Annotated in this window: 11 protein-coding genes; 8 read left to right on the forward strand and 3 right to left on the reverse strand. The window is 56.0% G+C overall.

What is annotated here, in order from left to right; all coding sequences use genetic code 11:
- The first annotated feature begins 3 nt into the window (after positions 1–3).
- Genes MKZ15_RS05845 through MKZ15_RS05855 form a run of 3 tightly spaced genes read left to right on the forward strand, consistent with a single transcriptional unit; the run spans position 4 to position 4,880 of the window.
- On the forward strand, positions 4–1,842 hold the full coding sequence (locus tag MKZ15_RS05845) for a DUF2264 domain-containing protein (protein WP_339820574.1): 1,839 nt from the start codon (positions 4–6) through the stop codon (positions 1,840–1,842).
- Positions 1,843–1,882: 40 nt separating this feature from the next.
- Positions 1,883–3,706, forward strand: coding sequence for a heparinase II/III family protein (locus MKZ15_RS05850; protein WP_339820577.1), 1,824 nt, complete (start codon positions 1,883–1,885; stop codon positions 3,704–3,706).
- Between the two features lie 31 nt (positions 3,707–3,737).
- Positions 3,738–4,880, forward strand: a complete 1,143-nt coding sequence (locus tag MKZ15_RS05855) for a glycoside hydrolase family 88 protein (protein ID WP_193415542.1) — start codon at positions 3,738–3,740, stop codon at positions 4,878–4,880.
- A 100-nt stretch (positions 4,881–4,980) separates the two neighbouring features.
- Here the strand turns inward: MKZ15_RS05855 and MKZ15_RS05860 are convergent, their stop codons facing one another.
- Entirely contained in the window at positions 4,981–5,913 is a 933-nt protein-coding gene (locus MKZ15_RS05860; RefSeq protein ID WP_339820581.1) for an ArsR family transcriptional regulator, read from the reverse strand.
- 186 nt (positions 5,914–6,099) lie between these two features.
- On the opposite strand from MKZ15_RS05860, the gene MKZ15_RS05865 reads away from it, so the two are divergent.
- Complete coding sequence (locus tag MKZ15_RS05865; protein ID WP_339820584.1) at positions 6,100–7,596, forward strand: alpha-N-arabinofuranosidase; 1,497 nt, start codon at positions 6,100–6,102, stop codon at positions 7,594–7,596.
- A gap of 6 nt (positions 7,597–7,602) precedes the next feature.
- Entirely contained in the window at positions 7,603–7,875 is a 273-nt protein-coding gene (locus MKZ15_RS05870) for a DUF6171 family protein (protein ID WP_155606455.1), read from the forward strand.
- A gap of 104 nt (positions 7,876–7,979) precedes the next feature.
- Here MKZ15_RS05870 and MKZ15_RS05875 read toward each other — a convergent pair whose 3' ends face one another.
- Positions 7,980–8,651 carry an SOS response-associated peptidase gene (locus MKZ15_RS05875; protein ID WP_339820586.1) on the reverse strand — a complete coding sequence of 224 codons (672 nt, stop codon included), beginning with the start codon at positions 8,649–8,651 and terminating at the stop codon, positions 7,980–7,982.
- 241 nt (positions 8,652–8,892) lie between these two features.
- On the opposite strand from MKZ15_RS05875, the gene MKZ15_RS05880 reads away from it, so the two are divergent.
- The 3 genes from MKZ15_RS05880 (at position 8,893) to MKZ15_RS05890 (ending at position 11,376) form a co-directional block, all read left to right on the forward strand.
- On the forward strand, positions 8,893–9,975 hold the full coding sequence (locus MKZ15_RS05880; protein ID WP_339820588.1) for a DUF3298 domain-containing protein: 1,083 nt from the start codon (positions 8,893–8,895) through the stop codon (positions 9,973–9,975).
- Between the two features lie 140 nt (positions 9,976–10,115).
- A complete protein-coding gene (locus tag MKZ15_RS05885) occupies positions 10,116–10,904 on the forward strand; it encodes a patatin-like phospholipase family protein (protein ID WP_339820591.1) in 789 nt (262 codons plus the stop codon).
- A gap of 34 nt (positions 10,905–10,938) precedes the next feature.
- Positions 10,939–11,376: an ASCH domain-containing protein gene (locus MKZ15_RS05890; protein WP_339820595.1), complete on the forward strand. Its 438-nt coding sequence runs from the start codon at positions 10,939–10,941 to the stop codon at positions 11,374–11,376.
- Here MKZ15_RS05890 and MKZ15_RS05895 read toward each other — a convergent pair.
- On the reverse strand, positions 11,373–11,552 hold the full coding sequence (locus MKZ15_RS05895) for a YjfB family protein (protein ID WP_155606460.1): 180 nt from the start codon (positions 11,550–11,552) through the stop codon (positions 11,373–11,375). The genes MKZ15_RS05890 and MKZ15_RS05895 overlap by 4 nt on opposite strands.
- Positions 11,553–11,575 lie beyond the last annotated feature (23 nt).

The raw sequence follows: 11,575 nt of genomic DNA on the forward strand, positions 1-11,575 counted from the left end.
GAAATGAACGTGACTTTCGATCATCCGCTCCAAACACGAAGCGATATGGTAAAAGCTTTGGAGCAACTGGTGAGCCCCCTCCGGCCGTTCTATAGCCAAGGCGGCGCTCGGTTGGCGCTTGGCCGAACCGGCGTGTCTTACCCGGCGACGGTGGCGGAGATGGAAGGGTTCTCCCGTGTACTGTGGGGCTTGGTTCCTCTGCTGGCTGGCGGAGGTTCCAGTGAGCTTTGGGAGATCGTCCTGGACGGCATTCGCTCAGGTACAAATCCGGAGCATGAAGAATATTGGGGCGAAGTCGGCGATTATGATCAGCGGCTGGTGGAGATGGCGGTCTTTGGGTACGCGCTGGCGCTGATCCCGGAGCATATCTGGGAACCGCTACGCCCGGCGGAACGTGACCGGCTGCACCGCTGGTTGAATCAAATGAATCAGCATCCTTGTTACGACTGCAATTGGCTGTTCTTTAACGTCCTGGTGAATATAGGTTTCCGCAAGGCCGGCTTGCCCTACGATGCGGTGCAGCTGGAGCGGAATTTGGACCGACTGGATGCATTTTATCTGGAGGACGGTTGGTACAGCGACGGGATCGGGGGACACAGCGACTATTACGTCCCCTTTGCGTTCCACTATTATGGGCTGCTCTATGCACGCTTGATGGAAGAGGAAGATCCTCTACGATCTCAATTGTTCAAGGAACGCGCCGCAGCGTTCGCATGCGATTTTCTGGCTTGGTTCGCGCCGGATGGCGCTGCGTTGCCGTACGGGCGAAGCCTCGCATATCGTTTCGCTCAATCCGCCTTCTGGAGCGCGCTTGCCTACGCTGGCGTGGAGGGGTTCCCGGCCGGTGTGCTGAAGGGGCTTGTATTGCGCAACTTACGCTGGTGGTTAAATCAGCCGATTCGGAGCTCTGACGGGCTCCTTACGGTAGGTTACGCCTATCCGAATCTGGTGATGGCGGAGAACTACAATTCGCCTGGCTCGCCGTATTGGGCGCTTAAGGCGTTCCTGCCCCTGGCGTTGCCGGAGGATCATCCGTTCTGGACGGCGGAAGAGCTGCCGCTGCCGGAGCTTCCGGCGTTGTCGGTGCAGCGTCCGGCGCATCTTGTGCTGGCCCGCGATAACCAGTCCGGTCACGTAGCGGCCTTCAACAGCGGCCATCGCGGTACGAACGAGCATACCCATACTTCGGCCAAATACGAGAAGTTCGTCTATTCGACCGGGTTCGGGTTTAGCGTTCCACGTGCGGAATGGGGCCTGGCCCAAGGCGCGTTCGACTCCGTGCTTGCGCTTAGCGAACGCGGGGAGAATCTGTATCGGGTCAGACGCCGTAACCTGGATATGTCGATTCAGGATAACGTGCTGTACGCGTTATGGAAGCCTTGGTCCGACGTGGAGGTGCGCACCTGGATCGTGGCAGGACTCCCCTGGCATGTACGGATTCACCGGATTGTGAACGGGCGTCCGCTCGACGCTGCGGAAGGCGGATTCGCGTTAGGGGTGGAAACGGAGCTGATGGAGTGGACGGAAGCAGACCGGACGGCGGCGGGGGCGGCAAGTCCTTATGGAGCAAGCGGCGCGCAGAGCCTGCTTGGCTACGAGACGGCTGAACTCATCCGCCCGAACGCCAACACGAATATCCTGCATCCACGCACCATTCTTCCGACGCTCCACGCTTCCTTGAAGCCGGGAGTTCATGTGCTTGCGTCGGCCATTTACGGGGATCCGACACCGGGCGTTTCCTGGCAGCCGATATCGCCTGAATCGTTGAACCTCGTGATTCGGGAGCGGGACATCGTCTTGAAGACCTGCCAAGGGAATGAGGTACGGATCGAGCTGGGGTAATCCGCGCCGTCTTCAGGCTGCGGCGGAAGGAGGAGAGTCGATGACAGAACACGAAGAATGGGAGAAGCTGACTGAGGGTCTGCCCCCCTTAAGGGCAGACGATTATTATCCGGAGGGTGAAGGCGGGACTGCATTCTGGAAGTCGCTGCGCGTGGATCGGGACGCCCAGACCGAGGTCAATGTGATCCGGACCGAGGGGGAGAGGCTGTTATGCAGCCCGTCGGAAGAGCTGACTTATTCGCTGTTTTCCTTGTTTGCCGTGCAGGGGTCACGGCTGGAGTATGAGCGGGTTTATTTCGAGAAGAGGCGGCGTCTGAACACCTTTGCCTTTCTGTCACTGCTCGAACCGGAGTCGGAGACATACGAGGCCGCGCTGTGGGATGCGATCTGGGCGATCAGCAGCGAGTTCACCTGGTGTCTTCCCGCGCACGTGGATGCAAACCGTCCGGTCTCGGAGACGATTGACCTGTTCTCGGCGGAGACCGGGTTTGCGCTGGCTGAGTTGTCCCTGCTGCTGGGCGGCAGGTTGCCGGAACTGCTGCGCGTGCGGATTGCCGAACTGGTGGATGAGCGGTTGTTTCGCCCTTTTCTCGAGAAGGGGCCTTTCCATTGGGAGGAGCTGACGAACAACTGGTCGGCCGTTTGCGCCGGTTCGATAGGTTCGGCAGCGCTACTGTTGATGGAAGAGAAGCGGGATCACGCCCGTCTGGCCCGAATTCTGGAGAAGATCGAGCGCAGTATGTCCTTCTATTTGCAGGGCTTCGGTGAGGACGGGGCTTGTCCGGAAGGGCTGGGATACTGGAATTATGGTTTTGGTTATTTTGCTTATTACGCGGATTTGCTGCTGAAGCGAACCGGGGGCCAGCGGGACTGGTTCCGCGAGGATAAGGTTCGGCGAATTGCCGGTTTCCAGCAAAAAAGCTTTATGGGCGGCCGCCTGGTCGCCAATTTCTCCGACACGCAGCCGTACGGCAGCGTCCATCCCGGGCTGTCGCATTACCTCGCGGCGCGGTATGCGGAGGTGGAAGCCCCGCCCGCCTCGCTTCATGCGGATTACCGCGAGGATCATTGCAGCCGGTGGGCTCCGGCGCTGCGCAACCTGATCTGGCGGGACCGCGCCGTAGAAGGGGCAGCGGAGTGGAAGGACGGCGACTTTGTGTTCGAGGATGCCGGCTGGCTGATCTCGCGGTTTACTGCCGCGGGAGGGACGTTTGGTTTTGCCGCGAAGGGCGGGCATAACGGCGAATCGCATAACCATAACGATCTGGGCCATTTCATGCTGGCGGGCAGGGGCGCGTTTTTCTTGTCCGATCTCGGGTGCGGGGAATATACGCGGGATTATTTTGGCGAGGCTAGGTATGAGTATGATTGTAACGGCTCGCAAGGGCATTCCGTCCCGATCATCGACGGGCGTTATCAGCAAGAGGGAACGGAGAGATCCGCTACAGTGGTTCGATGCGAGACTTCAGAGGAAGTATGCCGTTTGGAGTTGGAATTGTCCGGGGCTTACGAGGACGGAAATCTGCGGGCGTTCGAGAGAAGGTGGGTTTGGAATAAAACAGACCTGCCCAGCCTGTCGCTCCGGGATGAATTCCGGTTTGCGGAAGCACCGGAGCGTCTGACGGAACGGTTCGTGTCCCCGGTTCGGCCGGAGGTCACCGAGGCGGGAGTGCTGCGCTTCGCCCGCGCTGAGCTGATGCTGGAGCTGCATTATGATCCGAAGCGGCTGGAGGCCGAGGTTGAGGAACGGACGTACCGCGATCATTACGGGAAGGATACGGTCTGGTACGCACTGGATTTTCGGGTGCGGCGCACGGAAGCGGATCTTGGTATCGATTTTCTTTTTAATTTTGTCACGTTGTAGGAAGTGGGAATGGAGGAGGAACTGAAGTCTTATGGGGAACGGGAGAGCATGGGTAGAAGAAGCTTGGTCGAAGACGTTGGACAAAACGCTGCGGAATACGGCAAGAATCGGTTCCGGGTTTCCACACGCAAGTCAGGGCGGGGTTTATGATTTGGCCGAGCCGGCTTGGTGGACCGCGGGATTTTGGCCGGGACTGCTGTGGGTGCTGTATGAGGGAAGCGGAAGAGAGGAATTGAAGGCGTTGGCGCAAGAATGCGAGGCCAAGCTGGATGCGGTGCTGGACGGTTATGTAAGGCTGGACCACGATCTGGGGTTTATGTGGACGCTGACCAGCATCGCTTCTTATAAGCTGACGGGGAGCGACGTTTCGCGGATTCGGGCGCTGAAGGCCGCAAACTATTTGGCGGCGCGCTTTAATCTGAAGGGGCGTTACATTCGGGCCTGGAACCCGTGGAAGGAAGGCGAGCGGAATGAAGGGTGGGCAATCATCGACTGCTGCATGAACATGCCGCTGTTATTCTGGGCGTCCCGAGAAAGCGGTGACCCCCGCTTCGCCCATGTGGCCGAAGCGCATTTGGATACGGTGCTTGAGCAGTTTATCCGCGAAGACGGTTCGGTTTATCACATCGTGGTCTTTGATCCGGCCACAGGCGAGGTGGTGGGGCCGCAAGGCGGGCAAGGATATGCGCCGGAGTCGGCGTGGTCGCGCGGTGCCGCTTGGGCGATTTACGGCTTGACGCTGGGCTTCCACCATACGGGGAAGCCGGAATACCTGTCCGCCGCGCAACGGGCGGCTGACTTCTTCCTTAGCCAGTTGCCGGACGATCAGGTGCCGGCCTGGGATTTTCGCGCGCCGTTAGAGATACGCGATCTGCGGGACTCGTCCGCCGGTTCCTGCGCGGCCAGCGGTCTGTTGCTGCTGGCAGAGAAGCTTGGCAGGGAAGGTGCAAATGCGGCTGCAGCGAAGTACCGCGAGGGGGGCGAACGCATCCTCAAATCGCTGTACGACAACTACGGCGCCTGGGACGACCCGTCGGAGGAAGGCCTGATCCTGCACGGTACGAGCAATTACCCGCAGGGAACGAACATCGACGTCCCGCTGATTTACGGCGATTACTTCTTTGCGGAAGGCCTCGCCCGGCTGAAGGACGGCGGGGCGTCGTATTGGGAATAGTGGGGGGGGCAGCGGTAGCTCCCGTGATCGATTCCCAATGAAAAGGGGCAGCTCCATTAGCCATACGTTATGGCTTTGGGGCAGCCCCGTTTTGTTGTTTTTACTGCGCGTAATTCCCTTTATCTTGCCTCTCCACGTAAAACACTTCCGCGCTCGGATGCTCGCCGTAATTGCCGAATCCTTTACCGAACAGAGTCAAACCGCCAGGGTAGCGGGCGTCCGGCTCAACGGACAAGCGGAATGTCCATTGCTTCTGCCTGATGTCGATGTCACGAAAAGTGATGTCTGACATTTTCAAGCCGTCCATATACGTCCCGTCGCCCGTAATGCGCAGCCGTTTTAACAGTCCATATTGATTCGCCTGCCTTGGCCACCAATCAGGAGTATATTTGCCGAGCTGATCCCCATAGTCGCCGGGACTCGTCCAGGTGCCGAGCTGCATCCCGTTCAGGGTGAACGTAATATCGGAAGGATAATCATCCCTGGTTCCCGGGGCTTCGGATGCGAGCTCCATCGTGAAGACTAACTCCTCCGGTTCTTGACTGGATAGCAGATAATTAGGTGTCTTGTATTCGATAAATCCTGTGCCAAACCAAAGGATGGCTGCATCGATCCGTTCTGGATCCCAAAAATACCGGGGATCATCAAAGCTGCCGATGATCTTGGCGGTCGTCGCAATGCCGCAGGTTGGCTCGATGTGAAAGTCGGAGTAATGTCCCACCGGGATTTCGACCCGGTAGCTCTTGCGCTCGGTGGTTGCCTGTACCGGAAAGTGAATATCCGCGCTAGTGACGGCAAGCGAACAAATCTTCTGCAGACCGCTCTTGCCGGGCGCCATTTGCGTGACGACCAGTCCGCATTCGGACAGCTTGCGCACATGCATGGTCATGATCGCGCTGGATAACCCGACCGCTGCGGCCAATTCCTTAATGTTCATTGGGCGGTTGGCCAACAGCCGCAGAATGCGCAGACGAACCGGGCTCGCAAGCGCCTCATAGACCGGAAGTGATTTTTCAGTTAAATCGAGTTTCACGGTTTCCCCACCTTAACCGAAGTTTAATTAACCATTATATTAACGAAAAGTCATTTGTTTAGCAAGCATGGACAGGGTTCTATTCTTGCTCGAAAATCGTTTGACGAACCGGCGGAGGGCCGCCTATAATATTAGTGATATGGTTATTTAATTAATAAATATATTAACTAAGGAGTGAAGCAACGGATGTCACTACGAGGTGTGCTGAACGCCGATTCCGGCAAAGGAACGATTAACCGCAATATTTATGGACATTTCTCCGAGCATTTGGGTCGTTGTATTTATGAGGGCATATGGGTGGGTGAGGATTCGCCGATCCCGAATACGAATGGAATCCGTAACGATGTTGTGGAAGCGCTTAAGCAGATTCGGATTCCCGTACTCCGTTGGCCTGGGGGTTGCTTTGCTGACGAATATCACTGGAAAGACGGCATCGGACCAAAGGAAACACGCAAACGGATGGTTAACACCCATTGGGGCGGCGTGGTGGAGAATAACCATTTCGGGACCCATGAGTTCATGGAGCTGTGCCGACAGCTGGGCTGTGAGCCTTATATTAACGGTAATCTCGGCAGCGGGACGGTCCAGGAGATGTCCGAGTGGGTTGAATATTTGACCTTTGGCGGTGTGTCGCCGATGGCGGAGCTTCGGACACAAAACGGGCGCAGGAAGCCTTGGAAGGTCACTTACTTCGGCGTCGGCAACGAGAATTGGGGCTGCGGCGGTAACATGCGTCCGGAATATTATGCCGATGAGTACCGCCGGTACCAGACCTACGTACGCAATTATGACGACAACCGAATTCACCGGATCGCCTGCGGTCCGAACTCCGACGATTACAACTGGATGGACGTCCTGATGCGGGAAGCTGGACGGTTCATGGATTCCATCACATTGCATTACTACACACTGCCAACCGATAACTGGCAGGATAAAGGGCCGGCAACCGGGTTCGACGAGCAAGCCTGGTTTACCACGCTGCAAAAAGCGCTTCGGATGGACGACTTGATTACCCGCCACCGTACGATCATGGATAAATACGATCCGGAAGGTCGGGTAGGGCTGATCGTAGATGAATGGGGGACCTGGTACAACGTGGAGCCGGGAACCAACCCAGGATTCCTGTATCAGCAAAATACGATGCGCGACGCGCTCGTCGCCGGGCTTACGCTGAACATCTTCCACAAGCATAACCAGCGCGTACGCATGGCAAATATCGCCCAGACCGTCAACGTGCTCCAAGCCGTGATCCTGACGGAAGGCGAGAAGATGCTCCTGACGCCAACGTATCATGTATTTGATATGTATAAGGTTCATCAGGATGCCGAGATGCTGGATCTGTCGCTGGATACAGGCAGCTACAAGCTGGACGGCGGGGAAATCCCGGCGGTGACCGCCACGGCATCGCGCGATACGCAAGGGAAGATCCATCTCAGCTTCTGTAATCTGCAGCATCAGGCGGAAGCGCAGGTGACGATCGACGTTCGGGGGTTGGACAGCGGCAGCTTGACGGCGACGGGTTCGACGTTGACCGGCCATTCGATCGACGCCCATAATACGTTCGACCAACCGGACGCGGTGAAGCCACAGCCATTCGAGTCGTTTCAGCTGGATGGCGGCAAGCTGACGGTTAACCTGCCGGCGATGTCGGTGACGACACTCGAATTGGTGACGAGGGGTTAACCTCTGATGGCGGATACCTCGTGCAAAGCATGCCGAGACGATTATCGGGTCACGGATGAGCAGATCCAGCGCCTGCTGAAGACGACGGCGTTTGCGCCGGAACGAAGAGTAAGCGAGGAGCAATATCAGGAAAGGCTGCGCGTTTGCGGTGATTGCCCCAAGCTGATGGACGGGATGACTTGTACGGCCTGCGGCTGCATCATCCCGGTAGTCGCCTGGTTGAAGGAGCGGACTTGTCCGCTGCCGGGCGGCGGAATGTGGGCGAGTAACCACGATTGAAGGATTGAACAGCGAATAGGGCTTCGTCTTTTACGCAGCAGGGTAGATCAGCTTGCGCGTAAGGCGAAGCCCTTTTTTTCGGGAGTAAGATCGATTCTATCCGACTATTTGACCGCTTCCAGCAGTTCCTTGGAATTGTTCCTCACGTTTCCGACGGCCGTAGATACCGGATAAGCTCGCATCTTCGCTGCTTCGTAGGGCTGAAGAAGCCTAAGTAAAGAAGCGGCGTCTGCATGCTCTCGCGCCAGCCACTCGGCTTCGTGCTCCGGACGAAGGATGGCAGGCATCCGGGTGTGGATTTCAGCCATAAGCGAATTGGGTTCCGTGGTGATGATGGTGCAGGTCGCCAGCTTGTTTCCGTGCGGATCGCTCCAAATATCATACAACCCCGCAAAGGAGAAGAGGCTCTCGTCTTTCATGACGATCCGGAACGGCTGCTTGCCGCCTTCCCGCTGCTGCCATTCGTAGAAGCCGTCGGCCGGGATAAGACAACGCCGGGACGTGAGCAGCTTGCGAAACGCCGCTTTCTCCGTTAGCGATTCGGCCCGGGCGTTGATCATGCTGCCGCCGATCTTGTCCTCTTTGGCCCAGGATGGAACCAGCCCCCATCGCAGCTCGCCGAGACGGTTGCCCTGCTTGCCCGAAATGATAGCGGGGATGAATTGCATCGGCGCTACGTTATAGTTCGGAGCGAATTTCGCCAGCCGATTTTCAAAAATCAGATACCTGACAATCAGCTCGTCCAGGGGAAGTGTAATCGTAAATCGCCCGCACATAGGGGAACCCTCCATCGTATCGATGTATTGTTGTTAACATTGTAATCGATTTGTTCGTGGGCATACCAGCCCCACTAAGGTCACCGAGTACGTTAAGGTTAGTCAACTGCAAAAGTGCAGTTCATTTCGTTCGAAAATCGAGTTTGGCCACCCATCACAACATGCAACTTTTTTAACCCCGATTTCGTTTTTTCAGTGATACTTAGTTTCAGGTGAGCCCACCGGAAAGGAATCACTTACGATGAATAAACGCAATAAATGGATGATTTATACCCTTGCTGCAGCACTTATGGCGGCTCCATTGGCCATATCATTACCGGGGCAGCAGGCAGAAGCTGCGGCCAAAGCCAAATATACAGTGTCTCCTCAAGCGTTCAGCATAGAAGGCGCCAAAAAAACGATCAAAACCATCAACCTACATGGCACTACGTATATTGCGCTGCGTGATTTGAGTAATGGTCTGGGGCTTGGCATCGGCTTCGACAAAGCAACGCAGGTGGCGAAAGTCACCGGCAAAAACCGGGTGCTGGAGATCAATCTGAACGCAACCTCCTTTAAGTTAAATGAGCAGATCCTTTGGGGGCCACAGCTTGTGGTCCAGGATAATACGACCTATTTGCCGATGCGCTTCATTCTCGAACAAATGGGGTATATCGTAGGTTATGATTCCTCCACAAAGCTTATTGCTCTTCAAGCCGTTCAAGAGAATGACGTGAAAATTGGCGCTAAAGAGATTGGAGCGGACGGGGACGGAAAATCGCTGTTGGTGTATTATCCGGTCCTTTCCGGATTGGCAGATAGCGGAGTCCAACAGAAGATCAATACCTTCCTCAAAGAAGAAGCTGATAAGCACGTTGCTGCAGGAGCGAAGGAAATCGGCCTGGCCGCGGAGGAAAACGGCCGGATTCTCGACAACGACCCGAACGCGTCGGTACGTCAGCCCAGCGTTGACGGACGCTTCACAGTGACTTATAACGAAAAAGGCCGGTTAAGCCTCTATGTGGATTATTACGTGGATCTTGGAGGCGCGCATGGGACGACAGCCCGCGTTCCGTACACGTTTGATTTGTCTACCGGTAAAGTGTTGACCTTGAAAGAGGCGGCGAACAATAACGCCAATTACGTTTCGATTATTAACAGTACAATTAAAGAGCAAATCAAAGAGCGTAAGCTGGAGCTGCTTCATCCGTTTACTTCGATCGAAGCGGACCGCGATTTCTTCTTGAACCGGAACGGGGTCGTCATCTACTTTACCCAATATGAATATACGCCTTATGCGGCGGGGATGCCGGAATTCACGATTCCTTACGCCGCCTTCCAATAAGTTGAATGACTTGCTCTGGTCCGCCCCGGGTCGATGTTGCCATCGTCGATTCGGGGCGCTTTGTTTGGGAGAGGAGGAACTTCCGCCAAGCTGAAGAATATGTATTTTAGTAATAAGGAACGGCTGACGGGGAGATGGCCATGGAACAAGTGGGGTTGGTATTAGGCGGCGGGGCCGTACGTGGACTCGCTCATTTGGGTGTGCTGAAGGCATTTGAGCGGCATGGGATTCCAGTGGACACGATCGTAGGCACCAGTATGGGCGGTGCGATTGGGGGCTTATATGCGGCTGGCATTCCGGCGGGGGACATTGAGGATTTGCTGTACCACACGCCGAAATACCGGCTGATGGACTTAGGAATCCGCCACCGGGGTCTGATCGGCGGAAATAAAATCTATCACACGGTCAACGAATTATTGAAGCAGCATGGCAAGGATGAGCTGAAGATCGAGGATTTTCCCATCCGATTCAAGGCCGTTGCCGTCGATTTGATGCAGGGTCAGCAGGTCATCCTGGATCGAGGCGACTTGGGGACCGCGCTGCGGGCAACGACGGCGTTTCCCGGGGTGTTTGCTCCGTTAGTACGGGGGAATCAACTGCTGGTTGACGGCGGGGTGTTGAACAATTTGCCTGTTCAGGAGTTGAAGCGGAAGGACGTAGGGTTGATTATTGCGGTTGATGTGACCCGAGAACATGAGAAGAAACCGCCCCGCAACATGATCGAGGTTGTTTACCGCTCCTATAGTCTGATGACCGCGGAGCGCAAACATACCAGCCTGCGGCTTGCCGATATCGTCATCCGGCCGGACGTGGGGCATGTGTCCGCGTTCGACTTCTCCAAAATGACCGATTGCATCAAAGCTGGAGAGGAAGCAGCTGAGTTAATGATGGATGAGCTGAAGGCGGAGGTAAGGCGGGTGAAGTACTAAACGTTCAGATGAAAAATCGAAGTGGGGGGAGATCATGCGCTGCATCACGATCCGACAACCTTGGGCGACACTGATTGCAATAGGGGCCAAGCGGTTGGAAACGAGGAGCTGGAGAACGAATTATCGCGGTGAGCTTGGTATACATGCCGGTAAGAAAATGGATCGGAAGGCTTGCGAGACAGAACCGATTCGGTCGCTTTTACTAGCGCACGGATACTCGTCTGCGGATCAACTGCCAGTCGGTGCGATCGTAGCCGTTTGCCGGTTGAATGAATGTCTATCCGTGTTGAGCAACAGCGGGGAGACTGCCTGGCTGGGTGGAGGTGAAAGACGATTGGAAGCCGCAGGGCAGGAATACCGGTTCGGCGACTTTGCGCCGGGCCGGTACGCCTGGGAACTGACCGAGCTGCGTCCGCTTCTCGAGCCGATTCCTGCCCTCGGCAAACAAGGACTATGGAACTGGGACAGTTAAACTTTGATATCCAAGTTCTTCCCGAGCGTCGGGTGAGCTTGGCTTTGAGACATCATTTGCACGAGATTTTGACCTTGGATTTCGGCCTGGTCTTTGGCCATGCTCAACACACGGATCCCAACGGCTTGGGAAAGCGCGCTTTGGCTCATGGCTACGGACGTTGCTGCAATATCCATAATGTCACCTCCTCTCCATTTTG

It is taken from the genome of Paenibacillus sp. FSL R7-0216, from assembly GCF_037969915.1.
Taxonomy (GTDB): Bacteria; Bacillota; Bacilli; order Paenibacillales; family Paenibacillaceae; genus Fontibacillus; species Fontibacillus rhizolycopersici.